Source organism: Streptomyces thermolilacinus SPC6, assembly GCF_000478605.2.
In the GTDB taxonomy this organism is placed as follows: Bacteria; Actinomycetota; Actinomycetes; order Streptomycetales; family Streptomycetaceae; genus Streptomyces; species Streptomyces thermolilacinus.
In genome coordinates this window covers 1,197,913-1,224,116 of record NZ_ASHX02000001.1, presented here as the reverse complement: position 1 = coordinate 1,224,116, position 26,204 = coordinate 1,197,913, and the positions used below count along the sequence as shown (strand labels likewise).

Genomic DNA, 26,204 nt, shown 5'->3' with positions numbered 1-26,204 from the left:
TGCGCGTCAATTTTGTGCCAGCGCTGCTGGAGCAGACCGGAAGAAATCGCGCCAGGGATCTCGACGCCGGATTCTCGGTTTTCGCGAGAAGGAAAATGCCGGCACCCGAAGGGATTCAGCCGGAGCCGCCGGAGGAATTGGCCCGGGTGCGGCGGGAGCTCGGCCGGTCCGTCGTCAACGCGCTGACCGGGCTGCTGGCGGGCGTCTTCCTGCTCGTACCGGTGCTCAGCGCCGCCGTCGCCCTCACCGTCCCGTTCTGGTGGTGGCTGCTCCCGCCGCACGTCGTGCTCAACCCCGCGTTCTTCGCCGTCCGCGACTGGCCCACCGCGCTCCTCACCCCCGTCGCGGCGGTCGTGCACCTGGCCATCCTCGTGTTCCTCGCCCCGCCGCTGGCGCTGCTGCACGCCCGGATCACCGTCCGCCGGGTGACCGCGGGCGGCAAGGCGCGGCTGGCCCACCGGCTAGCCGAGGTCACCACCTCCCGTGCCGAGGCACTGGAGGCGCACGCGGCGGAACTGCGCCGCATCGAACGCGCCCTGCACGACTCCACCCAGAACCGGCTGGTCGCCGTACGGCTCCACCTGGGTGTCATCGAACGCCTCCTGGACGGCGACCCCGCCAAGGCCCGCGAGCTGATCGCGGTGACCCAGTCCGCCGCGGAGGAGGCCCTCGCCGAGCTGCGGAACGTCGTACGCAGCATCTACCCGCCCGTGCTCGCCGACCGCGGCCTGGCCGGAGCGGTCTCGGCCCTCGCCCTGCGCTGCCCGCTGCCGTGCGACTTCGAGGTCGGCGAACTGACCCGCGCCCCCGCCGCGGTGGAGGTGGCCGCCTACCACGTCGTCGCGGAGGCGCTCACCAACGCCGTCAAACACAGCGGAGCCTCCCGCATCCGTGTGACCATGGGAACCGAGGGGGAGGTCTTGTACGTCACCGTGACCGACGACGGCCGGGGCGGCGCCGACGAGACCCGGGGCAGCGGACTGGCCGGCATCAGGGGCCGGGTCGCGGCCTTCGACGGAACGACCGAGGTGTCCAGCCCGCCGGGCGGGCCCACGACCATCCGGGTGGAACTGCCGTGCGCGTGCTGATCGTTGAAGATGACGCCCTGCTCAGGGCCGGGCTGGAACTGCTGCTGGCGACGGAGGGCATCACCGTCGTCGGCGCGGTGGACCGGGCCGATGGAGTGCCCGAGCTCGTCCGGTCCCTGACGCCGGACGTGGTGGTGATGGACGTGCGGCTGCCCCCGACGTACCGCGACGAAGGGCTGCGGGCCGCGGCCGAACTGCGCCGCGAGCGCCCCGGGTTCCCGGTGCTGGTGCTGTCCGCGCACGTCGAGGACGATTACGCGACGGAGCTCCTCGGCGACGACGCGAGCGGGATCGGCTATCTGCTGAAGGACCGGGTGGGCAACGTCGCCGAGTTCATGGCGGCGGTGCACCGGGTCCACTCGGGCGGCACGGTCATGGACCCCGAGGTGATCTCCCAGCTCCTCGGCCGCCGCCGCAGCCAGGACCCGGTCGACCAGCTCACCCCGCGTGAGCGCGAGGTCCTCGGCCTGATGGCGGAGGGGCACGACAACGGGCGGATCTGCGAACTGCTGGGCCTGTCGGTGCCCGCGGTGAGCAAGCACATCAAGAACATCTTCACCAAGCTCGGCCTCCCCGCGTCGGGCACCGGCCACCGCAGGGTCCTGGCGGTCCTGGCCTTCCTCAACCGGTAACGGCCGACCCCGCCGGGCGGGCGGCGTCCGGCGGGAGCGGGGCGCTAGCGGGCGTGGCCCGACGCGCGGCCCCGGGCCCGGACCGGCGCGTGGTCCCGCGCCGCGCCTCAGACCGCCGCCTCGAGTTCCCGTACCGCCGCCTCGGGGGAGAGGTGCTCGCCCTCCGCGCGCAGGCGGTGGAACTCCACCTCGCCCAGACGCGCCGTCAGCTCCGCGCTCAGTGCCCGCACTTCGGGGCTGCCCCGGTCCGCCAGTCCCCGCAGCGCCGTCGCGGTGCCCAGCAGCCGTGCGGCCCGCACCGGCAGCTCCTCGTGGAACGTCACCGTCGCCAGCACCTCGGCGACCGTCGCGAGCACCCACATGTCGTTGAGCGGCACCGCCAGACGCAGCGCCTCCGCCGCGGCGTCGCGGGCCGCGGCGACACCCTCCGCGCCCCGCGAAAGCTCCAGCGCGGCCGTGCGCCGCAGCACCTCGACGCGAAGGAACTCCTTGTCGAAGACCGCCTCGTCGAGCAGCCGCAGCGCCCGGTCCAGCCGTTCGGCGGCGATGGACGGCTGCCCGCGCCGGGTGGCGAGCTCGGCCAGACCGGCCGCCACCAGCACCTCGTACTCGGGCATGGTGCGACGCGGACCGCGCAGCGCGTGGCGGAAGCTCACCTCCGCCGCGTCGTGCTCACCGGACCGCAGCTGCTCGATGCCGAGCCGGATCCGGATCTGCGCGATGGCGTCGGCCGACCCGACCGCCTCGATCGCGGCGCGCGCCTCGTGCAGCAGGGCCAGCGCCCCCTCCGCGTCCCCGCGCAGCGAGGTGAACCGGGACAGCATGCAGGTGAGCTGGCCCGTGGACCACTGGTCGCCCAGCTCGCGAAACGACTCCAGCGCGGCCCGCAGATGCCGTTCGCCCGCGCCGACGTCACCCGCCGTCTCCGCGGCGAAGCCGAGTGCCGCGCGGCCGGAGGCCCGTGCCCAGGGCTCCGGATGGGCGCAGGCCCGCCGGGCGCTGCGTTCCATCTCCTCGTGCTCGCCCACCAGGAGCCAGCACTTGGGTTCCAGCAGGGCCAGCAGCGGATGCTCGCTCATGGCGTCGCCGTCCCGGGCGCGCCGCGCCGCCTCGGCGATGCCCCGGTCGCGGCCCTCGTCGTCCCGGTCGTGGCCGACGGGCGCGGGGAGCAGCAGCCGCAGCATGGTGAACAGGGCCGCGGCGCCGTCCGGGACCCGCGCGCCGAACCGGAGCAGCTCGGCGCACCGGATGTTGGCCTCGGTGTAGTGGCCGCGCATCACCCAGTACCAGCTCATGGCGAGCCCCAGCCGGACCGCGGTGTCGATGTCCTCGCCGTCCACGGCCCGGCGCAGCGCCAGCAGCACGTTGCCGTGGTCGGCGTCCAGCCGGGCGATCCAGCGAGGCTGGTCCGCGCCCCGCAGGCCCTCGGCGGCGCGTTCCGCGAGCGCGAGGAAGTGCCGGGTGCAGGCGGCCTCGGCCGACTCGCGCTCACCGGCCTCGGCGAGGCGCTCCGCGCAGTACGCCCGGGTGGTCTCCGGCATGCGGTAGCGCATCTCGCCGCCCTTGACCTCCCACAGGTGCAGCAGCGACTTGTCCACGAGCGACGACAGGACGTACGGGACGTCGTCCTCGGTCAGGCCCGCGCCCGCGCCGACGGCGGCCGCCGCTTCCTCGGTGACGCCGTTGCCCGCCGCGGAGAGCCGCCGCGCCAGGGCGCGTTCGGGCTCCGTCAGCAGCTCCCAGCTCCAGTCCATGGTGGCGCGCAGGGTGCGGTGCCGGGCCGCGGAGGTGCTGTTGCCGACGGTCAGCAGCCGGAAGCGGTCGTCGAGCCGTTCGGTGATCTGCTGGACGGACATCGACCGCAGCCGGGCGGCGGCGAGTTCGATCGCCAGCGGCAGCCCGTCGAGCTTGCGGCAGATCTCCACCACCTGCGCCGTGTTGGCCGGTGTGAGGGCGAACCCGGGCCGTACCAGCGCGGCCCGGTCGCAGAAGAGCTCCACCGCCGTGGAGTGTTCGGCCTCCGCCTCGGAGGCGGGCAGGCGCAGCGGCCCGACCCGGCACAGCGCCTCACCGGTGATCATGAGCGGTTCACGGCTGGTGGCGAGGAGCAGCAGCCGGGGACAGGCGGCCAGCAGCTCGGCGGCGAACCGGGACACCTCGGTGATCAGGTGCTCGCAGTTGTCGAGGACCAGCAGGACGCGCCGGGCCGACAGGAACGCCGTGAGCTGGTCGAACCGGCTGCGGCCCGGCTGGGGCTGCTCCAGCAGGGGCGTGCCGGGAAGGCCGAGCGCCCGGGCCACCGTGTCGGGGAGGTCGTCGCCGCTGCCGAGCCCGACGAGTTCCACCAGGCAGACGAGGTCGGCGGTGCCCGCGTCGGCACGGGAGGCGAACTCGGTGGCGAGCCGGGTCTTGCCGACACCGCCCGGCCCGTACAGGGTGACGAGCCGGGAGCCGCGCAGGGAGGCGGCCACCCGCTGGAGTTCACCGGCGCGCCCGACGAAGCGGGTGATGGGGCTGGGCAGGCCCGGCTTTCCCGCGGGCTGGCCGGGCTTCCCCGCGGGCGGGGCGGTGCCCGCCGGCTGTCCGGACGCCGGGGCGGATGCCGGGGGCGATGCCGGTACGGACGCCCGAGCGGCGGTGCCGGGGCCGCCGCTGTGCCGTGGCGCGACGGCGGGTCCGCCGCCGGGCGCGCGGCCGGGATCCCGCCGTGCGCCGTCGCTCAGCGCCTCGGCGTGGATGCGGCGCAGCTCCGCCGACGGTACGGCGCCGAGCGCGTCGGCGAGCGCCGCCCGCAGCCGCTCGTACGCGGCGAGCGCCTCGGCGGGGCTGCCGGAGAGCTGCAAGGCCCGCATGAGCAGGCCCGTCGCACGTTCCCGCAGCGGGTGCGTGGCCGTCAGGCCGTACAGCTCGGCGAGGAGTTCTGGGGCGCCGCCCAGGTCGAGCCGGGCCTCGATGTGGTCCTCCACGGCGGCGAGGCGCAGCTCCTCCAGGCGGGCGGCGGCGCGGCTGGCGAACCCCGTGTCGGCGAACTCGGGCAGGGCCGCCCCGCGCCAGAGCGACAGGGCCTCGCGCAGCACGGGCGCGGCCTGTTCGGGGGCGCCCGCGCGCAGCAGCCGACGGCCCTTCGCCGCGAGCCGTTCGAACTGGTGCGCGTCCACGTCGGCGGGCCCGACGGTCAGGGTGTAGCCGCCGGGCCCGGAGATCACACTGGCGTCGTCGTGGCCCGCCTGGCCGAGGGTGCGGCGGGCCCGGGACACCAGCCGGTGCAGTGCGTTGACCCCGCCCGCGGCCGGCGGTTCGTCCTCCCACAGGTCGGTGATGAGCGTGCTGGTGGGGACGAGCTCCGCGGGGTTGAGAGCGAGCCGGGCGATGAGCAGACCGACGCGGCGGCCGCCCGGCGATATTGGCCGCCCGTCCTGGGCGCGCAGTCCGAGTGGACCCAGAAGCAGTAAACGCACGGTCGCCACTCTCTTGGCACATCTCCTGAAGATTCTTCACGTTCATCATGTCATGCGACCAACTCCTTCGCCTCGCTTCCCACCGCACGCCGCTCCGCACAGTCACGGCACCACGCACGGGCGGGCTCGGGCGGCGAGTTCAGCATCAGCGCGCCGAGTGGGGTCACCTCGTGGCGCACACTGCCGCCGTTCCTCGTCGTGGAGACCAGCCCGGAGCTGCGCAGCACCGAGGTGTGCTCGCTCGCCGTGGTCGCCGAGATGCTCAGGGCGGCACTCAGCTCGCTCGTCGACTGCGGACGGGTCAGCCGCTCCAGCACCGCGGCCCGGGTCCGCCCGAGCAGCTGGGGCAGCGGTTTCGCGGGCCGCTGGGTGTCCTTGACCAGCGCCGTGGAGGCCAGGCCGTGCGGGCACACCGGGAACACCATGATGTGCACGGGCCGCACGGACGGACGGTCCGCCAGGACCCGGTCGGCGGTCCGCTCCTGCCACCTGTACAGCCTCGGGGTGCCGCTGAGGAACGCCGACGGCACCAGCTTCAGGCCCTGGCCGTCGAGGCGGACCGCGCGGTCGGTGCCGTCGTCGACGGTCAGCGTGCCCGCCTCCCACTTGGCGTTGAACTGGAGCCGTTCGAGCGTCGCCGCCAGGCCGAGCCGGGCGACCATGTCCGAATAGCAGTGACGGGTCTCGTCCAGCATCTCCCGGATGCTCGTCCGGTACGGCGCGACGCACGCCTTCTGGAACTCGGCCAGAGCGCCCAGCGCCCGCCGTATGTCCTCCGGAACCGCCGCGTCCCGGTCCGGGGCCGGCCGTGACAACAGGAACGGCAGCAGCTCATCCCGGAGTTGCAGCGCCCGCTGGAGGCCGAGGTGGCGGGCCGGCTGCGCCGCCACCCAGGCTCGCGCGTTCGAGACCCACCGGCCCACGCCCCTGCTCTGCTGCGCTAAGTGCTCCAGGTGACCGAGTGCGAACAGTGCCTCTGCCCCGAGGCGGGCCATGGGCACCATATGGGTTCTGGCGATGTCCTCGTGAGTGAAGTGCACGGTCAGCACGCATGTCCTCCTGCCCTGCGTCCGTCGGCCCGAGTACCCGGCCGGGACGAACTCATCTTGTCCGACGGGCGTACGTGCGTACGGCCAGGGGGAAGAGTACGGCGAACAGTACCGCCATCCAGATGAGACTCATCATCACGGGCCCCGAGGCATCCCCGCCGAGCGTCAACGCCCTTGTCGCGTCCACGAAGTGGCTGACCGGGTTGACACCGACCCACCATTGCAGCCAGCCCGGCATGGTGTCCGGCGAAGCGAAGATGTTGCTGCCGAAGGTCAGCGGGAGCACCAGGGCCATGGTGATGCCCGGCACCGCCTGCGGGCTCTTCGCGGCCATGCCGATCAGCACGGACAGCCAGCACATGGTGAGGCCGACGCCGATGGTCAGCACCATCGCGAGCAGCACCTCGACCGGGCCGGTCCTGACCCGGAAGCCCATCGCGAAGGCGAGCGCCAGCAGGACGACCAGCGCCAGGGCGTAGCGCACCACGTCGCCGATGACGGCGCCGACCAGCGGGGCGGAGCGCGCGATGGGCAGGCTGCGGAAGCGGTCGAACACCCCCTTGACGACGTCGGTGTTCAGGGCGAGCCCGGTGCCCGCGCTGGCGTACAGGATGATCTGCACCATCAGGCCGGGCACCAGCGGCTGGAGGTACGCCTGCCAGTCACCGGCGATCTCGCCGCCGAACAGCAGCGCGAAGACCACGAGGAACAGCACCGGCTGGATGATCGTGTCCACCAGCGTGGCCGGGGACCGCAGGATGTAGCGGATGTTCCGCGCGGCGAGGGTGAGGCTGTGCTTGAAGCCGCGCATCGGGCCGATGCGCAGGGACGCGGCCGGATCGGCGACGACGCTCATACCGTGCTCCGCTCGATGGTCGGTTCGGGGGTGCCCTCGGTGTTCTCCGCGGCCGGCTTGCCGGTGAGGGACAGGAACACGTCGTCGAGGCTCGGCAGCCGCAGCGCGAGCTCGTCCACCGCGATGGCCGCCTCGTCCAGTCGGCGCACCAGCGCGGACAGCAGCACCGTGTCGTCGGCGAGGGTGGTGATCAGACCCGTGTCGGGGTCGGCGGTGGGGACGGCCTCGGTGAGCATCCCGAGGATGCGCACCACCTCGGGTACGTCCCGGGGGTCGGCGGGCCGCACCTGGAGGGTCTGGCCGCCGGTGCGCTTCTTCAGCTCGTCGGCCCGGCCCTCGGCCACCACACGGCCCTGGTCGATGACGGTGATCCGGTCGGCGAGCCGGTCGGCCTCCTCCAGGTACTGCGTGGTCAGCAGCACGGAGACACCGTCGTTGGCGAGGCCCTGGACGATGTTCCACACCTCGTTGCGGCTGCGCGGGTCGAGGCCGGTGGTCGGCTCGTCCAGGTAGAGCACCTCCGGACGGCCCACCAGGCTGGTGGCCAGGTCGGCGCGGCGCCGCATGCCGCCCGAGTACGTCTTGACGGGGCGCCCCCCGGCGTCGGTGAGCGAGAACCGCTCCAGCAGCTCCGCCGCGCGGGCCCGGGCGTCGGCCCTCGACATCTCCAGCAGCCGCCCGATCAGCACGAGGTTCTCGAAGCCGGTGAGCTCCTCGTCGACCGACGCGTACTGCCCGGTCAGCCCGATCCTCCGGCGCACCGCGACCGGCTGGCGCAGCAGGTCGTACCCGGCGATGGTGGCGCGGCCCTCGTCGGGACGCAGCAGGGTGGAGAGGATGCGTACGGTCGTCGTCTTGCCCGCGCCGTTGGGGCCGAGCACGCCGAGAATCGTCCCGGCTGGTACGGACAGATCGACACCGGCGAGCGCCGTGTGCGATCCGTACCGCTTCACCAGGCCTTCTGCCTGGATTGCGAGTGTCATGGGAGCCTCCCTGGTCCGCGATGGATCGTCCAGGGTGGTTCTGACAACGGGCCCACAACCCGCTGACAGGCTGCCTACGGCACGGCGTCCGGCGGGCGATCAGGGCCGCCCGGCCCGCGGAGTCCCGCACCCGGGTGCGGGCGGGCGCCTCCTACGCGGAAACTGCCCCGTCCGCCAGCAGGAAGGACCGGATGTGCGCACTGAGCTGCCGCGGCTGGTCCTCGGGGGATGAGGGTGTAGCTGTCCTCGACCTCGACGAGCCCCGCCCGGGGGAGCAGTCCGGCGAGCCCCCGCCCGTGCTCGGGCGGCATCACCCTGTCCTCGGCGGCCCACACGACGAGCGCGGGCCGGTCGAAGTCGCGCAGCTTCCCCGCCCAGGCAAGCAGTTCGCTCCTCGGGGGCACCCCGAGCACGTACGCGCGCAGGTCGCGGCGGATCTCCGCCGACGTCCACAGCGGCGTGAACCAGGCGTCCATCACCTCGTGCGGGACGGGCCGCTTGCTCATCCACCCCCATGTCACGGGCAGTCGGCGCATCGGCTTCCACTTCAGCAGCGTGAAGGCGAGGCGGATGCCGCCCGGCAGCCTCGCCGAGGCGAGCAGGTTCTTCCCGGGCAGGCCCGGGGGGAAGTTGCCGAACGCCTCGCACGAGGTGACGACCAGCCGCCTGACGCGCTCGTCCGGCCCTCGGAGACCAGGGCCAGCGCCCCGCCCCAGTCGCTCACCACGAGCGTCAGGTCCCGCAGGTCCAGCCGGTCGAGGAACTCCGCGACCAGCCGCGCCACACCCGCGACCGACAGGTCCGCGTCCGGCCTCATCGGCCGGCGGTGCCCGCCCAGCGGCAGCGTCGGCACCACGCACCGGAAGTCGGACCGCAGGGACGCCACCACGTTCCGCCACAGGGAGCCGTCCATCGCCACCCCGTGCAGCAGCACCACGACCGGCTTGTCCCCGCCGGTGTCCTGGTACTCGACCGTCCCGGCCGAAAGGTCCACCTCAGCCACTGTTGCCCTCTCCTGACGCCGCACGGGCCCGGGCCCGCGAGGGCGCCACCCCTCCGCACGCACCGCCCGGGCCCCTCGGCACCCGGACGCACGACCCGGCGACCACCCGCAGGGTGAGCCACCGCAAGCAAAACACCCCGGATTTCCGTTCGCCAGCAACATGGCGGCCGCAAACGGTCGTTGCCCCGCCAGTGAGCCGTGGCAACGTGGCACTTGCGACACCTTGGCGGCGTCTGCAACGCATCCGTCCCTGGACAGTCCCCGTCGCGGGTGACGGTTCCTGCCCGCCGTAATGCACGGGCCACCGGCGAAGGACATACCTGACAGCGCATCGGGGGCACCACCACGGACGTCGCCCCACAAGGTACGGACGGCCGCGCGGTACGTCCGCGACAGCCCTTCGACACGACGTCACGGTGATGCACGGGGACAGCGTCCCCGAGCAGGATCGCTGCACGCCCGCGCCCGGCCACGGGTCAGCGGCCGTCGTCCAGGACGACCACATAGGCGTCGTCGTAGGGAGCGTCCTCGTGCTCCGGCACCAGCAGGAGCGACATTGGGGAGCGTTCCCCGGTGAAGCGGATATCGACGGAGGCGTCCTTCTCGCCGAGGCCGAAGTGCGCCGTCGCCGGGCGCCGGGCGGCGTCGCCCCAGCGTGCCATCCACCGCGCGGCGTTATCACGTGCCGTGTCGTCCGCATCGGCGTACCGGGCCAGGCCCTCGGCGTCGCGTGCCTTCAGCCGCGCGATCACGTGCTCGGTCAGCGCGAGGCTGCCGGGCGTGGGGCGCCCGGGGACCGTCACGTCCAGCGCGTTCGTGCCATTGGAGACCCGCTCGGGGGTCTTGTCGTCGGCGAGGTCGCAGCCTCCGAGGAGCACGACCAGCACTCCCACCACGTACACCGATCGTCTCACTGGTCTTCCCCCGGGCCGACTGACTTCCTCTCCGTGGGGGAGGCCGTATGGAACGGTTCGGTTCCCCCGTGGCGGTGTGGAGGGGTCCGGAGACATGCGGGGAGCAGGTCCAGCCGCCCTGGCGTTCCGTGCCACCCTGCGTCCGCCGGGTAGGAAGGTGATGGCACTCCCGAATGGCGCTCGGACCGGCTCCGGCCGTGGGGACGGTACGACAGGTGCTGTCCGTGACGGGAAACCCCGCTTGCGGCGGGCGTCGTTTCCGGTGAGGAGGGCCGATCCCTAAGATCGTTGCTACCGGTTGCGGCCCGCCGGGCTTCCTGCGAGGACACGCCCCCACCCGCACGAGTCACTCGTGTCCTGGGGGAACCACGTCGTGTCCATGCTCCTGCTGAAACTGGCTGCGCGGGATCTGCTCACCTTGAACGCGAGGCGTCGTATGGTGCCGCATCTCGCTGCGCGGTGGCGGCACTTCCGAGGCGCTGACGCTTCGCTGTCCGAGCGTTCCGCATGGGCGGAAAGTTTGGTGAGTCTGGCCACGGACCTGGTTGCCGCCGGGCGCGGAGACGTGGAGATGATCGTCGAATGCGCGGCCACCCTCGATGAGAAGGAGCGCCCGGGGGACCCCCGGCTCATCGACGTCGTCCTGGTCGGCCAGCATCCCGAGGAGCGCCGACTGTCCGTGCAACTCGTCGAGTTGAAGCGGTGGTCGACCGTGACCAGGGTCGAACGGGCTGCCGCGGACATGGTTCACGTGCCCGGCATGGGGCGCAAGAAGCACCCGGCTCTGCAACTGCGGGAGTACTACGAGGCGTTCACAAGCGCGAGAGGCCCTCTGCACGGGCTGGAGTTCGAGTGCGGCGGCTTCGCGTACCTGCACAACGCCACGGAGGAGTCGGTTCGGCCACTGACCGATGTGGACGCACCCACCGGAGCGTATGCCCGCGTGTACACGAGCGACCGACGTGAGGAACTTCTGGCCGATCTGCGGAGCCACTTCGCCGACGAAGGCGGGGCCTCGGCGGCCGAGGTACTCCTGCGGGGCATGGGGCTGCGCAACACGCCCCTGCTCGACGCGATGATCGGCTCTCGTGGTGAAGACACGGTCTTCACCCTGCGGGGCAGACAGAAGGTGGTAGCGGAGAAGATTCTGGCCACGGCTGCCAAGGTGCTTCCGGACCCCGAGCGCCCCGCCCTCGTCCCTGACGAGCGACGTGTGATCTTTCTGGTGACGGGTGGTGCCGGTACGGGCAAGAGCGCGGTGGGCCTTCAGCTCAAAGCGGAGCTGGAAGCCCAGGGCCGGACGGTCAAGTACGCTAGCGGCAGCCGCGCGTTCAACGCCGCGCTCCAGCAGCACGTCGGCTACGGCGACCGCGAGTTCAGGGACACCTTCGCCTACTTCAGCAGCTTCGTCACCACACCGAACCCGCCGTTGGACGTGCTGATCTGTGATGAGGCGCACCGCATCCGCAGGCGGTCGACCAGCATCTACTGGCCGGCGGAAAAGCAAGGGACGCGCCCGCAGGTGGACGAGCTGCTTGACGCGTCCCGGCTGACGGTGTTCTTCCTTGACGAGGGTCAGTCCCTACGGCCGGACGATGTGGGTACCGTCGATCTGATCGAGGGGGCGGCCGAGCGATACGGTGCCCACCTCGTGCGCTACAGCCTCCGCGAACAGTTCCGGTGCGGCGGCAGCGACGCCTACATCCGCTGGGTACGCGCCATGCTTGGCCTGACGCAGGAGCCACCCGAGCAGTGGACACCTGACGGGCTGATGCACGTGGAAGTGGCCGACACCCCGGAGGAGCTGGAACGAATCATCCGCACCGAGGCCCATGCCGGCGCGTCCGCACGCATGGTCGCGGGCTACTGCTGGCCATGGACGAAACCGTTGGGCGAGGAGAAGCGGCTGGAACCGGACGTCCGCATCGGCGACTGGCACCGGCCGTGGAACGCGGACAGCGAAAGCTTCTGCGAGAACGGGGCGCCCCCGTCGAAGATCTGGTCCGTGCATGAGAACGGACTCGATCAGATCGGCTGCGTCTACACTGCGCAGGGCCTTGAGTGGGACTGGTGCGGCGTGATCATGGGTGAGGACATGGTGCGCCGCGACGGCCGGTGGGAGTTCCGCCGGGGCAAGGCCTGCGCTGGCCCGGAACCGGGGGTCAAGCGCGTCGCCGTACCGGGATCGTTCGACCCCAAGGTGCGAGTCCGCAGTGTGGACGACGACGATTTCGCGCAGCTCGTACGTCACGCCTACCACGTGCTCATGACCCGGGCGAGCCGCGCGACGGTGCTGTACTCCACGGACGAGGAGACGCGGGCCTATCTCAAGGATCTCGTCGGTGACGTCCAACTCCACGGGCTGCGTCCCACGTGGGAGAACCTGCCGCGGGAGGCGCGCCTACCGCACCTTCCCCGGCCCCGCAGGTCCCGGCGCGGCCGAAAGAACCGGAACCGGTCGAGCGATTCCGGACCGGACCTGCGTCTGTTCTGAGCGCTTCGCGAGGGGGGGAATGTGGCGGGCTCACCGGGCCCGCCACATGCCTGAGTCACAGGACCAGGCGCGCTGCCGCAGCCAGGCCCGCCACCAGAAGGTTGGCGACAACACCGACGGCGACGTCGACCAGGATCTCGCGGAGCCAGAGACGACGTGCGGGCTTGTACTCAACGGGATTCATGCGTGACCACCCCTTGGTGTGAGCTGGGAATGGCAGGACCGCCCTACCGGGCATCCGCACTCACACCGCGTTCGGCACGCGATGGAAACCACTCGTCACCACAACCCAGGACCGGGCACATGAACACCGCCGACGTACCCTCCGGGAAGGTGCGCAGCGCGGACGACAGTAATGCATCTCTGATCGGGCCGCGGCCGATTTCAGCCGTCACCCGGCCGCGACCGATGGTCGGGCTCGCCACCACCGGGGGAGATGCGGTGCCCGCCACGTGTCGCGCAGCGCGGTACGGAGATGTCTCCCGTCTGCCACGGTCGGCCTCGTTGTCCGCCTTCTAGCAGGTCGCGGACGTGTTCCACCACCAGCTGGCACGGCCCCACACGCCGAGGAACAGGGTGCACGGCTCTCCCCGGCGACGGCGCGTACTTCCCGCTCACGGAACCAGATCCCTTCAAAGCTTCCTGTGTGTCCGAAAAGCACTCTCGACAGGGCTATCGAGTGATTGGCGCTGCGTGGCCTGATGTTTTCGTCACACGGGCCGAATGTCCTATAGTTCCGTCCTTCACCGCCTCTTCCCATGCGCGGGCCAACCACTAGGATCGGTCCGCTGGGCCCACTCATGGGGATGGCGGGTCCGGAGGGAACGAGGAGTGGGGACAGGCATGCGGGAAGGCCGGTGGGTCACGGTCACCGAGTCCGAGTTCGAGCACGAACGCCGCGGCCTGGAGGCGATCCGCCAGAAGCTGCCGGACTCCGACCCCTGGCGGGCCTGGTCGAACTTCACCTTCACCGCGAACACCGGCCACGTCCGCGAGGTCGACCTGCTGGTCGTCGCCCCCGGCGGCCTCTGCATGATCGAGCTGAAGGACTGGCACGGCTCGGTCACCTCCGAGAACGGCACCTGGGTCCAGACCACACCCGGCGGCCACCGCCGCACCCACGGCAACCCGCTGCACCTGGTCAACCGCAAGGCCAAAGAGCTGGCCGGCCTGCTCGCCCAGACCGGCGCCAGGCGGGTCTGGGTCGCCGAGGCCGTCTGTTTCACCGACAACAGCCTCCGCGTCCGGCTGCCCGCCCACGACCAGAACGGCGTCCACACCGTCGACGAGCTGGTCGAGATGCTCAAGCAGCCCCCGCGCGACGAACGCCGTCGCGTCACCGCGATCAGCTCGCGCGAGGTCGCGGCGGCACTGAAGAGCATCGGCATCCGCAAGAGCGACGCCCAGTACAAGGTCGGCCCCTACGAGCTGGAGCGGAAGTCCTTCGACTCCGGGGAGACCTGGGCGGACTACCTGGCCCGCCACAGCGACCTGCCCGAGGCCGCCCGCGTGCGGATCTACCTCAGCGAGCGCGGCTCCGACGCCTCCCTGCGCCAGTCCGTCGAGAACGCCGCCCGGCGCGAGGCCGCGGTGCTGGGCCGGTTCAAGCACCCCGGCGTCGTCCAGCTCAAGCAGTACTTCCCCTCCGGGCACGCCGCCGGCCCCGCGCTGATCTTCGACTACCACCCGGACACCCTGAAGCTGGACGAGTACCTGGTCCGGTACGGGGAGAAGCTGGACATCCTGGGCCGGATGGCGCTGGTGCGCCAGCTCGCCGAGACGATGCGCTCCGCGCACGCCAGCCGCATCCACCACCGCGCGCTCGCCGCCCGCTCCGTCCACGTCGTCCCCCGCCCGCGCGGCCGCAAGGGGCAGGCCGTCGGGGAGGAGGCCGCCTGGCTGACCCCGCAGCTGCAGATCTCCGACTGGCAGATCGCCACCCAGCGCAGCGGCGACTCCTCCCAGGGCCAGGGCATGACCCGGTTCGCGCCGACCGCCCTGTCCGCCATGCACCTGTCCGACGACGCCGACGCCTACCTCGCGCCGGAACTCACCGCCCTCAGCCCCGACCCGGTCTACCTCGACGTGTACGGGCTCGGCGTCCTCACCTACCTGCTGGTCACCGGCAAGGCCCCGGCCGCCAGCCAGGCCGAGCTGCTGGCCCGCCTGGAGGCGGGCGAGGGCCTGCGCCCCAGCTCCCTGGTGGACGGCCTCTCCGAGGACGTGGACGAGCTGGTGCAGGCCGCCACCGCCTACCGGCCCGGCCAGCGCCTCTCCAGCGTCGACGAGTTCCTGGAACTGCTGGAGGTCGTGGAGGACTCCCTCACCGCCCCCGCCGCGGCCGTCGACGGGCAGGCCGAGGAGGAGACCGGGGAGAGCGCCGACAAGGACCCCCTGGAGGCCGTCGCCGGCGACGTGCTCGCCGGCCGGTGGGAGGTCCGCCGCCGCCTCGGCACCGGGTCCACCAGCCGCGCCTTCCTCGTCCGCGACCTGGAGGCGGAGACCCGCAGGACGCGCCCGCTGGCCGTGCTGAAGGTCGCCCTCTCCGACAGCCGCGGCGAGATCCTCGTCCGCGAGGCCGAGGCCATGCGCCGCCTGCGCCCTCACTCCGGCATCATCCGCCTCGTCGAGCCCGAGCCGCTGCACATCGCCGGCCGCACCGTCCTGGCGCTGGAGTACGTCGGCGACGAGCGCGACGACGACGGCCAGGGCGCCGAGGGCGCATCCCGCCCGCGCCGCCGCGAGGAGACCGTCGCCCGCCAGCTCCGCGAGCACGGCCGCCTCCCGGTCGACCAGCTCGAAGCGTACGGTGACTACCTCTTCGGAGCCGTCGACTTCCTGGAGGGCGAGGGCGTCTGGCACCGCGACATCAAGCCGGACAACATCGCCATCCGCATCCGCCCCAACCGCACCCGCGAGCTGGTCCTCATCGACTTCTCGCTGGCCGGCTACCCGGCGAAGAACACCGACGCGGGCACCGAGGGCTACCTCGACCCCTTCGTCGACGTCATCACGCGCGGCTCCTACGACTCGCACGCCGAGCGGTACGCCGTCGCCGTCACCCTGCACCAGATGGCCTCCGGCGAGCTGCCCAAGTGGGGCGACGGCAGCGTCCTGCCGCGCATGACCGACCCGAAGGAGTGGCCGTACCCGACCATCGCGGCCGAGGCCTTCGACCCGGCCGTGCGGGACGGGCTCGTCGCCTTCTTCCAGAAGGCCCTGCACCGCGACGCGGGCAAGCGGTTCCCCGAGCTGAAGCCGATGCGGGACGCCTGGCGCAAGGTCTTCCTCGACGCCTCGCAGACCGTCCCCTCCAGTCACCGCAGCCGCCACACGACGCCCGCCGAGGGAACCGCCCCCGCCGAGGGCGCCGCCGCGGGGATCGCGGACGCCGAACCGGAGACCGCCGAGCAGCAGCGCGACCGCCTCGCCGCCGAGGTCACCCGCGACACCCCGCTGACCGTCTCCGGCCTCACGCCCGCCGCCCAGTCCTTCCTCTACGGCCTGGGCCTGACGACGGTCGGCGAACTCCTCGACTACAGCCGCCGCAAGCTCGTCAACGCCCCCGGCCTCGGCGCCAAGACCCGCAACGAGGTCCAGCAGCGGCAGCGCGAGTGGGGCGAGCGGCTGCGCGAGATCCCCGTCTCCCCGCTCACGGCAAAGGGCCGGGCGGAGGCGAAGGAGGAGCTGGAGCAGCTCACCGCCGCCGAGTCCGCCCTCGTCGGGCTGCTCGCGACGGGCGAGTCGGCGGGCGCGCTGTCCGCCCGCACCCTGCGCTCCGTCAGCCTCGACACCCTCGCCACCGTCTTCGTGCCGGCCGTCAACAACAACGGCTCCAACCGCAACAAGGCGGAGATGGTGCGGCTCCTGCTGCGCCTGCCCGACGAGCACGGCGTCCTGCCGGACATCGGCGTCTGGCCCAAGCAGAAGGACGTCGCCGACGCGCTCGGCCTCAGCCACGGCCGCATCCCGCAGATGCTCAAGGACGAGCGCAAGCGCTGGAAGGCGGAGCCCGCCGTCCAGGCCCTGCGGGACGAGATCATCGACCTGCTGGAGAGCATGGGCCGCGTCGCCTCCGCCGTGGAGATCGCCGACGCCCTCGCCGTCCGCCGCGGCACGCACCTCGCCGGACGCGAGCAGCGCCGCGCGATGGCCCTGGCGGCGGTGCGGGCCGTCGTCGAGGTCGAGCAGCTGGTGCCGCAGGAGGCCGAGTTCCAGCACCAGCCGAACCGCAAGGCGACCGACGAGTCGCTGGGCGCCGGCCTGCTCGCCCTCGACGTGCGCGAGAACGACGCCCCGGACACCCCGACCGCGCCCGGCCTGCTCGACTACGCGACCCGCCTCGGCAGGACGGCCGACCGGCTCGCCCGGCTGGACACCCTGCCGACGGCCGCGACCGTCCTGGCCGAACTGGGCGCGCTGACGGTCCCGCCCGGCGCCGTCGACTGGGACGAGCGGCGCATGGTGGAACTGGCCGCCGCCGCGTCGGTGAACGCCGCCGCCACCCCGCGCCTGGAGATCTACCCGCGCGACCTGTCGCTCGTCCGGGCGCTGCGGCTCACGCAGGCCGGACTCGTCCGCTGGATCCCGGGAGTCCCGGAGGGCCGACAGCCCGGTCTGACCGGCGAGGACGTGCACGAGCGGGTCCGGGTCCGCTTCCCCGAGCTGGTCGTCCCGGACGGACGCGGCGGCACGACCCACGAACTGCCGACCGGCGGCCCGCTCACCAAGGCGCTGCGCGACGCGGGCTTCGAGCTGTCGCTGAGCATGCGGGAGGACACGGGCACGCTGCGCTACCTGCCGACGCGGGTGGACGACGCCTCCAGTTACCTCACGACGGGCGCGTGGCGGCAGTCGACGCGCACGGGCACGGTGACGCGGTACGCGGACGATCCGCAGCTCGCGGGCGCGGTGCGCGCGGAGGAACGGCTCCTCGCCTCGGCCCGCCGGGACGGGTACCGGGTGCTGACCGTACGGCAGCAGCTCGTGCGGGACGCGGTGCGGGAACTGAGTGCCGAACGGCTGGGCGCGCGGGCGGTGTCGGTGACCGAGCTGTTCCTGGAGGCCCTGCACGGACAGGTCACGCCGGGCACCAAGCCGACCTGGGAGACCCTGCTCAAGGCGGACGCCGCCGAGCCGGGCTCGAAGGGCGCGGTGCGGTTCGCGGAGTACGCGCGGACGGCGTGGGGCTCGGTCGAACCCCGGATCGCGGAGCTGCTGGGCAACGGTGGTGGTGGCGGTGCGGGTCCGGTCCTGCTGACGGAGGCCGGGGTGTTCGCCCGGTACGACGCGATGGGCGTCCTGGACCGGCTGGCGTCGGCGGCCCGGCGGGGCGGGCGGGGACTGTGGCTCCTGGTCCCGCAGAACGACCCCTCGCGCGAGCCCCGGCTCGGGCAGGCGGCCGTGCCGTACCAGGCCGGCCTGGGGGAGTGGATCCAGCTTCCGGACACGTGGGTGGGTAACGCTCACCGCGGGTCCGGCGAGGTTGTGGCAAGTGGTGTCGAGGGAGACGCGAAGTGATCGACCGCAAGGCTCTGTTGAACGACCTGAAGCAGCAGGTCAAGGCGGTCGAGGCCGACCTCGGCAAGCAGGTGAAGGCGCTGGACGAGGTCGGTGCGCGGCTGCGGGCCGAGTACGACCAGGCGCGCAAGCTCGGGCGTACGGCGGCGACATGGACCTCGTGGCTGGACGAGCGGGTCACGCAGGTCGCGGTGGCCTGGGCGCTGGGGACTGTGTTCGTGCGGTTCTGCGAGGACAACCGGCTGATTCCGGAGCCGTACCTGACGGGGCCGGAGGGTGACCGGCGGGAGCTGGCGGAGTCGCGGTACGACGCGTACGTGGAGTCGGACGACAACCCGACCTACCGCGGCTGGCTGGAGAAGGCGTTCGACGAGCTGGGCCAGGGCCAGGCGGGCCGACTCCTCTTCGACAAGCGGCACAACCCGCTGTACCAGGTTCCGCTGTCGCACGACGGTGCGCGCGAGCTGGTCGAGTTCTGGCGCCAGCGCGACGAGGCGGGCGTCCTCGTCCACGACTTCACCGACCCGCTGAACGAGGACGGCACCGAGGGCTGGGACACGCGGTTCCTGGGCGACCTGTACCAGGACCTGAGCGAGGCCGCACGGAAGACGTATGCACTGCTCCAGACGCCGGAGTTCGTGGAGGAGTTCATCCTCGACCGGACGATGAATCCTGCGCTGCGGGAGTTCGGGTACGAAGGCCTGAAGATGATCGACCCGACGTGCGGGTCGGGGCACTTCGTGCTGGGGGCGTTTCGGCGGCTGGTGCGGCTGTGGGCGGAGGGGCAGCCGGGCAAGGACGTGCATGAGCGGGTGCGGGCAGCGCTGGACTCGGTGCACGGGGTGGATGTGAACCCGTTCGCGGTGGCCATTGCCCGGTTCCGACTGCTGGTGGCGGCCATGGCGGCGAGCGGGGTGCGGACGCTGGAGGAGGCGGCCAAGTACGAGTGGCCGATCAACCTGGCAGTCGGGGACTCTCTCATCAAGTCCCGCCGTTCCCAGCAGGGCAACCTGTTCGGCGGGATGGACGAGGGCCTCGCGGACGAGCTGGCCGATTTCAAGTACGCCACGGAGGACGTGCACGAATACCCGGATATCTTGCGGCCAGGGCGGTATCACGTGGTGGTGGGAAACCCGCCCTACATCACGGTGAAGGACAAGAAGCTCAACGTCCTTTACCGGGAGCTGTATCCAGCGTGTGCCGGCAAGTATGCGCTGTCGGTGCCGTTCGCCCAGCGGTTCTTCGAACTGGCCAAGCGCGGCGACGCCCAGGGGTGCGGCTACGGCATGGTCGGGCAGATCACCGCGAACTCGTTCATGAAGCGGGAGTTCGGGGCGAAACTCATCGAAGGGTACTTCGGGCGCGCGGTGGAACTGACTGAGGTTATTGACACCTCGGGTGCCTACATTCCGGGGCACGGAACGCCGACGGTCATTCTCGTGGGCAGGCAGCGGGGCGGGGACGGGCGCTCGCCGGTCATCCGGACCGTTCGCAGTGTGCAGGGTGAGCCCTCCGCGCCGAAGAACGCCGAGGAGGGCCTGGTCTGGCGGGCGATCGTCGAGCAGATCGACAAGCCTGGCTCGGTGAGCCAGTGGGTGTCTGTGGATGATCTGTCACGGGCGAAGTACTTCGGTAAGCAGCCTTGGATCCTGGCCGACGGCGGTCTGGAATTGAACTCGTCCATCGAGGAGGGCGCCGTCGGGCAGTTGCGTTCAGAACTCTCGCGTGACATCGGTTTCGCCAGCTTCCCGGGTCAGGACGATGCCTTTATTAGCGACCCCTATGCGCTGCGGCGTCAGGGTGTTGATGCTGCGATTGCACGTCCGCTGATTATCGGCGAAGTTGTACGCGACTGGGGTGTGGATGTCGGCGAGAGTGCAATTGCTCCGTACAGCGCTGACCTCAAAGCGCTGCCGTACGACGAGGCTAGTTCCTGGGGGCGGTGGCTGTGGAAAGTGCGCGGTCACCTGCGATCAACTACGGACTTTGATGGAAAGACGCAGCAGGGCCAAGGGAAACCGTGGTGGGCATGGTACCGATGGGTCTCCGAGCGCTACCAAACCCCGTTGTCGCTGACGTTCGCGTTCGTAGCGACGCATAACCACTTCGTGCTGGATCGGGGTGGGAAGGTTTTCAACCGTTCCGCGCCGGTGATCAAGCTGCGGGAGGGTGCGAGCGAGGAGGAGCATCTGCGGTTGCTCGGCCTGCTCAATAGCTCCACTGCTGGATTTTGGCTTCGGCAGGTCAGCCACGACAAGGGCCGACCTGGCGCGGACGTCGCAGGAGCCGATGAACCTTGGGAGCATCGATTCGAGTTCACCGGAACCAAGCTGGAGGAATTCCCGCTTCTCTCTGAGTTCCCCACAACGCTTGCTTCCGCCATGGACCATCTCGCTCAGGAGCTGGTTGCTACTAGCCCTTCTGCCATTGCGTCGAACGCTGTCCCTACAGCGGCGGCACTGCGTGAGGGTCGAGAAAAGTGGGAGTCTATTCGTGGTCGGATGATTGCCACTCAGGAAGAACTAGACTGGCAGGTGTACGCCCTGTACGGCCTCCTCGACCGGGAGATCGCTGCTTCTGCTGCTGACATCCCTGTGATCGCCTCGGCTGAACGTGCCTTTGCCATCGTCCTGGCTCGCAAGAGGGAACGCGGCGAGGTCAACACCTCGTGGTTCCAGCACCACAACCACCAGTTCGATCCCATCACGGAGATCCCCGCCGACTGGCCCGCCGCCTACCGTGAGATCGTGCAGAAGCGGATCGACGCCATCGAGTCGAACCGGGCCATCGGCATGGTCGAGCGGCCCGAGTACAAGCGCCGCTGGGCCACCGAGGGTTGGGACGCGCTCCAGGAGAAGGCCCTCCGCTCTTGGCTGCTCGACCGCATGGAGCACCGCGACCTGTGGTTCGACGAGAACGGTCAGCCGGCCATCCTCACCCTGGCCCGCCTCACCGATGCCCTCTCCCGCGACGAGGACTTCGTCTCCGTGGCCAGGCTCTACGCGCCCCGCAAGGACCTGCCCAAGGTCGTCGCCGAGCTGATCACCGACGAGCATGTGCCGTTCCTCTCCGCGCTGCGCTACAAGCTCTCCGGGCTGAAGAAGCGTGCCGACTGGGAGGAGGTCTGGGACCTTCAGCGCAAGGAGGACGCCGCCCCCGACGAGCCGGCCAAGCGGAAGATCCGGGACGCCATCCCCGTGCCCCCGAAGTATGCCCCAGCCGACTTCCTGCGCCCCTCCTACTGGAAGGCGCGCGGCAAGTTGGACGTGCCCAAGGAGCGGTTCATCTCCTACGGACAGACCAACGCCGCCACCCCCGAGCTGTACGGCTGGGCTGGCTGGGACCACAAGGAGCAGGCGCAGGCGCTGGCGACGTACTTCACCAACACCGCGCTGTCCACCGAGGAGATCACGCCGTTCCTCGCCGGCCTGTTGGAACTCCAGCCGTGGTTGTACCAGTGGCACAACGAATTCGACATGTTCTACAGCGGCTCCCCGGCGGACTTTTTCGCCAGTTACCGCCAGCAGAAGCAGGCCGAGCATGGACTCACGGACGACGACCTCCGTGGCTGGCGTCCTCCGGCTGCGACCCGAGGTCGTCGCGCAGCAGTGAAGCAGTAGCCAGGAGTAGATCGACATCAGTCGGTTCAGGGGCCACCCGGTGTGTCAGCGGGTGGCCCTTTGTTCGCGTGTGCAGCTCCGCCCACACGGTCTTGCCTGGGGCGGCCTTGCGAGGGCTGACGCCCCAGTCGTCCGCGAGGGCGGCGACCAGAAGCAGGCCCCGGCCGGACTCGGATAGCGAGTCGGTCGCCGAGGGGTTGGCGGCCGGGGGCTGTTTCTCAGCGCGGGTGTCGGTCACCTCGATACGGAAGATGCCCTCGGCCAGGGTGAGCTGGACGTGGAAGTCCCGGCCAGGAACGTGGCCGTGGCGGACGGCATTGGCGGTGAGTTCCGCCGTGATGAGGGTGAGCGTTTCGTTGACCGTGGTCGCGTACGGGTGGCCCCAGTCGTTCAGGCGGTGCGAGACGAGTCTGCGAGCGAGGCGGGCACCGCGCGGCGTTGACGTGAAGCGCATGGTGAACTCGCGTTCGAGCGCGGGGTGCTGCTGCGTATGCCCATTCGGGGGAGTTGTTGAATTCATAGGGTCAACGGTGTCGGACTCTGCGTAGCGTTGACCAGGAGTGATGCGCTGACGGGTACGGGCTGTACATGCCGTCGGTGCGCTTGTACCTGGTGTTGGGCGTGACCGGTTCCCAGGCCCCGAAGTTGGCTGGCTGGGCCGTTGTACGAGAGGAGCTGCGGCGTGGACGACGAGGTTCAGCAGCCGGAAGAGTACGAGGTCGGGACGGGCATGCTGTGCGTGTTCGGGAGGCAGTTGAAGCTGTTCCGGGAGCGGGCGGGCCTGGACCGCGCGGGGCTCGGGTCCCTGACCGGGTACTCGGCCTCGACGATCGCGTCGTTTGAGCAGGCGAGACGTCTTCCGCAACCCAAGTTTATCGACCAGGCGGATGAGGTACTGGGCGCAGGTGGGGTGTTGAGCGCGAGCAAGGAGGAGGTGGCTCGGGCTCAGTATCCAGCGTTCTTCCGGGACGCGGCCAAGTTGGAGGCCGAGGCCGTCGAGCTATTCGTGTACGACACCCACGTGGTGAACGGCCTGTTGCAGACAGAGGAGTACACGCGGGCGCTGCTCGGGATGCGGCGTCCGCTGCTGGATGAGGCGACCATCGAGCAGCGTGTTGTAGCGAGGCTCGCACGGCAGAAGATTTTCGACAGGTGGCCCTCCCCGTTGCTGAGCTTCGTCATGGAGGAGCCGGTTGTACGACGACCGCTCGGTGGTGAGCAGGTATGGCGCGGACAGCTTGAACAACTGCTTCTGCTCGGACAGAAGCGGAACGTCGAGCTTCAGCTCATGCCGCTCGACCGCCAGGACAATGCTGGTATGGACGGCGCGTTCACCTTGCTGACTCCAAGGCAGGGGCAACAGGTCGGTTACATGGAGGCGCAAGGCCGGAGCACACTGGTCACGGAGCGAGATGCAGTCCAGGCGTTGTCCGCACGCTATGGGATCATCCGAGCGCAGGCTCTCACCCCGAGTGAGTCCCTGGCCTTCATCGAGAAGCTGTTGGGAGAGAGATGAACGCTGAAGCAAAGCGCGGTCCCGAGCCCGCGCTTGTCTGGGTCAAGAGCAGCTACAGCGGAGCCGAGGGCGGTCAGTGTGTCGAAGTTGCCGCTGCCCCCGCCACCGTCCACGTCCGCGACTCGAAAGACACCACCCGCGCCCCACTCGCCGTGGACCCCACGGCATGGGCCGCCTTCATAGAGTTCACGGCACGCTGACAGAGGCGACACCGATCGCAGGGCCCTCGGCGGGCGTGTGCTCGCCGAGGGCCCTGCGTATCCCACCGCCTACGGCAGACCTTCAGCAGACCCGGCGCCTTGCTCGCCCGCGGTCGCCTTCCCGGACGGAGATCGGCATCGTGAAGGAAGCCGGCTCTCACGCCACCGCCACTCTCGTAACGAGGTCTCAACGAAGCTGATCCATGCTGACCCTCGCAACTCGGAGGCGCTGTAGGTTCCTGCCATGAAGCAGGGTAAAGAGGTCGAGAACCCCGAGTCACGTTTCTTCGCGGTGCTGCTGGCAGCGGCGAAGCTCCCCGGTGTGCGGATCAACAGGGAGGCGTACCTCCGCAGTGCGCTCGCTCGCCACTGCTCCGAGGAAGAGATCCGACGAGCGATAGAGGAGACTCCCGCTGCCGCGGGCATCACTGTTGAACTCCTCGACAAGGTCGCCAACGAGTCCATCCGCTACGAAACCGCCAAGGTCAGCGCCCTCTCGGCCGCAGCCGGGATGCCCGGCATCTTCGCCCTGCCCGCCACGGTGCCCGCCGACCTGGCCCAGTACGTCGGCCACATGCTGCGCATCGCGCAGAAGCTCGCCTACCTCTACAGCTGGCCCGATCTGTTCGCCGATGAGGGGGAGGGCGTCGATGACGCGACGATGGGGGTGCTCACGCTGTTCTTCGGCGTGATGTTCGGTACCCAGTCGGCGAACGCCGCCGTGGGCAAGGTCGCCGGGATGATGTCGAAGCAGGTCGCGAAGAAGCTGCCCCAGAAGGCGCTCACCAAGGGTGTCATCTACCCGATCGTGAAGAAGTCCGCGGCCTACCTCGGCTTCCAGATGACCAAGCAGTCCTTCGCCAAGGGCGTCTCCAAGGCCATCCCCGTCATCGGGGCCGTCGTGTCCGGCGGGCTCACTCTCTCGACGTACCTTCCGATGGCCAAAAGGCTCAAGAAGCACCTCGCCGGCCTGCCCCTGGCGGACCCGTCGCACCAAGCACCGGAGGGAGACGTCGTGGACGGCGAAGTCGTGGACGAACACGAGACGTTCGCCCCGGCGGACGCTGAACTGCACGACGCGGACACCACTGCCGTCAAGCTGGAGGACCCCAGGCTCTGACGCCGCGGAAGCCCTCCTGGCCGCCCGACTCAAGGGAGCGGCCTTCCGCCTTCGGCGGAGGTGCGGGCCGGGTTCGCTGGCGCTACGGCTGCTCGTGATGTTCTGCCCAGGACACACGCCCGCAGCGACGTCACCGTGGGTACAGGGAGCGGCGGGCCGATGCGATGACGCTGTGGGCGTCGGCCCCGTACACCGCCGACTCGCTGAGTGTCTTCCAGACCTTCTTGTACAAGGTGATGTTGTCGGCGTCGTCCAACCACAGTTCGGCGTGCCAGTCCTCGGCGACGACCAGCCGGTCGTCGAGCACCCAGAAGCCGTTGGCAGGCACGATCTTGACGGACGCCGTGAAGGGGATGACACCCAGCTCGACCGTGTCCATACCGATCATGCCGTTGAGGCGGTCGAGTTGGCTCGCCAGCACCGAGGGCGGGCAGATCAGGGACCGCAACGCGGCTTCCCACATCACCACGTGCAGCTTGCGCCCGGACCGGTACAGCCATTCCTGGCGCTGCACCCGGGAGCGGACTGCCGTTTCGATGTCGTCGGCTCCGCCCAGCAGCTCCGAGTACCGCTGGATGACATGCCGGGCGTACTCCGGAGTCTGCAGCAATCCGGCGATCACCGACTCTTCCCAGATCCACAGGTCGGAGGTGCGGTCGATCTCGGCGCTCAGCCCCTCGTGAAGGGGCTTGAAGCCGTTCGCCAGCGCTCGGCGCCATGACCTGATGTGCGACTCGAATCCGGCCAGCCGAGCAGCGAGTTCGGGGTACACCCCCGGCTGCTCGGTCGCGTCGGCCCACGCCCGCAGATCCTCGGGGGTGGCCGTCTGCCTGCCGTTCTCCAGCTTGCTGACCTTGGAGCCCGGCCAGCCGAGTCGCTGCGCGAGCTGCCGGCCGGTGAGCCGACCACTGGGGCACAGGAAGCGGAGTTCGCGCAGCCGCGCACCCAACGCCGTCCGTGCCTGCTGATAGTCGGTGCTCACCGGTCACGCGCTATTCGACCGTGGCCACCTGCGCGGCGAACTGATCGCGAGGGACGGCGTGGTGCATCGCCGCGTCGCGCACCATGGCGTACCGCACGACCTCAGCCGGTTCGGTGATCAGCTCGATGTCGAGCAGGTTGTCCTCGTCGTCGAAGTGCAGCAGGGCGACCAGCCGTGAATCGAAGATCCAGAAGTCCTCGGCGGGCAGGCCGGCTCGCTCGGCGTCCTCGCGCCACAGATACCGGATGTCCTCGCCGAAGGCGGCGTTGTGCCGGGCGTAGTCGAGGAGGAACAGCTGTTCCGTGGTGGGCGGGGCATCGGCGACGCGTACCCGGCCGACCGTCTTGCCGGCGTCCGTCTGGGCCTTGATGGTGACGAACCAGGGTTCGTCGGGGTCGCAGGGCGACGAGCCGTTGGCCAGGAACGCCTGGAAGTCGGGGTCCTGTCGGTCCGACGCGTAGCCGCGCCGCGTCTCCAGTCGCCAGGCGGTGTGCTCGAAGGTCTCGAACAGACGGCGGAAGGTGGCCCGGTCCACGAGTTCCGGCACCCGCTCCATCTCCTTCGGCCCCCAGTTCACGAGCAGCTCGCGCGGCACGGCCACCGCTGCCTCACCGGCCCCGAAGTGCCGGAGCTGTGCGAGGTCCTCGGGGTCCGTGACGGGCGTGCCCTGAACGATGATCTCACCGGTGCCTTCGTCCGTGTGCAGGGCGGGGCAACCGTCGACCTTGCTGTCCGTGCCGGTGAAGCGCAACCGACGAACCATGGACGC

The 26,204-nt window shown here is 70.5% G+C and carries 17 protein-coding genes and 1 pseudogene; 8 read left to right on the top strand and 10 right to left on the bottom strand.

Annotation, left to right across the window (positions count from 1 at the left end; translation table 11 throughout):
- Positions 1-95: 95 nt before the first annotated feature.
- Entirely contained in the window at positions 96-1,088 is a 993-nt protein-coding gene (locus tag J116_RS05185; RefSeq protein ID WP_235617309.1) for a sensor histidine kinase, read from the top strand.
- Positions 1,076-1,720 (top strand): response regulator, encoded by a 645-nt coding sequence (locus J116_RS05180; RefSeq protein ID WP_023590407.1) that lies wholly within the window; start codon positions 1,076-1,078, stop codon positions 1,718-1,720. Before J116_RS05185 ends, J116_RS05180 begins: the two co-directional genes overlap by 13 nt.
- Positions 1,721-1,827: 107 nt before the next feature.
- Here J116_RS05180 and J116_RS05175 read toward each other — a convergent pair whose 3' ends face one another.
- The 6 genes and pseudogenes from J116_RS05175 to J116_RS05150 form a co-directional block, all read right to left on the bottom strand.
- On the bottom strand, positions 1,828-5,178 hold the full coding sequence (locus J116_RS05175) for an AfsR/SARP family transcriptional regulator (protein ID WP_139140463.1): 3,351 nt from the start codon (positions 5,176-5,178) through the stop codon (positions 1,828-1,830).
- Positions 5,179-5,228: 50 nt separating this feature from the next.
- Positions 5,229-6,227: an ArsR/SmtB family transcription factor gene (locus J116_RS05170; RefSeq protein WP_107487069.1), complete on the bottom strand. Its 999-nt coding sequence runs from the start codon at positions 6,225-6,227 to the stop codon at positions 5,229-5,231.
- Between the two features lie 52 nt (positions 6,228-6,279).
- On the bottom strand, positions 6,280-7,083 hold the full coding sequence (locus J116_RS05165; RefSeq protein ID WP_023590410.1) for an ABC transporter permease: 804 nt from the start codon (positions 7,081-7,083) through the stop codon (positions 6,280-6,282).
- Positions 7,080-8,066, bottom strand: coding sequence for a daunorubicin resistance protein DrrA family ABC transporter ATP-binding protein (locus J116_RS05160; protein WP_023590411.1), 987 nt, complete (start codon positions 8,064-8,066; stop codon positions 7,080-7,082). The genes J116_RS05165 and J116_RS05160 overlap by 4 nt, the downstream gene beginning before the upstream one ends.
- Positions 8,067-8,217: 151 nt before the next feature.
- Positions 8,218-9,069, bottom strand: a pseudogene (locus J116_RS05155) (alpha/beta fold hydrolase).
- 476 nt (positions 9,070-9,545) lie between these two features.
- A complete protein-coding gene (locus tag J116_RS05150; protein WP_139140462.1) occupies positions 9,546-9,983 on the bottom strand; it encodes a hypothetical protein in 438 nt (145 codons plus the stop codon).
- Between the two features lie 379 nt (positions 9,984-10,362).
- On the opposite strand from J116_RS05150, the gene J116_RS05145 reads away from it, so the two are divergent.
- Positions 10,363-12,477: a DUF2075 domain-containing protein gene (locus tag J116_RS05145; RefSeq protein ID WP_037948753.1), complete on the top strand. Its 2,115-nt coding sequence runs from the start codon at positions 10,363-10,365 to the stop codon at positions 12,475-12,477.
- 55 nt (positions 12,478-12,532) lie between these two features.
- On the opposite strand, the gene J116_RS30725 is transcribed toward J116_RS05145, so the two are convergent.
- The gene (locus J116_RS30725; protein ID WP_235617308.1) at positions 12,533-12,661 is read right to left on the bottom strand and encodes a DUF6408 family protein; all 129 of its coding nucleotides are present in this window, start codon (positions 12,659-12,661) and stop codon (positions 12,533-12,535) included.
- A gap of 659 nt (positions 12,662-13,320) precedes the next feature.
- On the opposite strand from J116_RS30725, the gene pglW reads away from it, so the two are divergent.
- A complete protein-coding gene (pglW, locus tag J116_RS05140; RefSeq protein WP_023590415.1) occupies positions 13,321-17,997 on the top strand; it encodes a BREX system serine/threonine kinase PglW in 4,677 nt (1,558 codons plus the stop codon).
- Positions 17,994-21,617 carry a BREX-2 system adenine-specific DNA-methyltransferase PglX gene (gene pglX, locus J116_RS05135; RefSeq protein ID WP_023590416.1) on the top strand — a complete coding sequence of 1,208 codons (3,624 nt, stop codon included), beginning with the start codon at positions 17,994-17,996 and terminating at the stop codon, positions 21,615-21,617. The genes pglW and pglX overlap by 4 nt, the downstream gene beginning before the upstream one ends.
- Here the strand turns inward: pglX and J116_RS05130 are convergent.
- On the bottom strand, positions 21,544-22,071 hold the full coding sequence (locus tag J116_RS05130; RefSeq protein WP_023590417.1) for an ATP-binding protein: 528 nt from the start codon (positions 22,069-22,071) through the stop codon (positions 21,544-21,546). The two genes, pglX and J116_RS05130, sit on opposite strands and share 74 nt — an antisense overlap.
- 228 nt (positions 22,072-22,299) lie before the next feature.
- On the opposite strand from J116_RS05130, the gene J116_RS05125 reads away from it, so the two are divergent.
- The 3 genes from J116_RS05125 (at position 22,300) to J116_RS05120 (ending at position 24,453) form a co-directional block, all read left to right on the top strand.
- Complete coding sequence (locus J116_RS05125) at positions 22,300-23,133, top strand: helix-turn-helix domain-containing protein (protein WP_023590418.1); 834 nt, start codon at positions 22,300-22,302, stop codon at positions 23,131-23,133.
- Positions 23,130-23,333: a DUF397 domain-containing protein gene (locus tag J116_RS28295; protein ID WP_023590419.1), complete on the top strand. Its 204-nt coding sequence runs from the start codon at positions 23,130-23,132 to the stop codon at positions 23,331-23,333. Before J116_RS05125 ends, J116_RS28295 begins: the two co-directional genes overlap by 4 nt.
- Positions 23,334-23,577: 244 nt before the next feature.
- Positions 23,578-24,453 carry a hypothetical protein gene (locus tag J116_RS05120; protein WP_023590420.1) on the top strand — a complete coding sequence of 292 codons (876 nt, stop codon included), beginning with the start codon at positions 23,578-23,580 and terminating at the stop codon, positions 24,451-24,453.
- Positions 24,454-24,583: 130 nt separating this feature from the next.
- Here J116_RS05120 and J116_RS05115 read toward each other — a convergent pair whose 3' ends face one another.
- Positions 24,584-25,435 (bottom strand): helix-turn-helix domain-containing protein, encoded by an 852-nt coding sequence (locus J116_RS05115; RefSeq protein ID WP_023590421.1) that lies wholly within the window; start codon positions 25,433-25,435, stop codon positions 24,584-24,586.
- Between the two features lie 10 nt (positions 25,436-25,445).
- Positions 25,446-26,198, bottom strand: a complete 753-nt coding sequence (locus J116_RS05110) for a DUF6879 family protein (protein ID WP_023590422.1) — start codon at positions 26,196-26,198, stop codon at positions 25,446-25,448.
- Between the last annotated feature and the right edge of the window lie 6 nt (positions 26,199-26,204).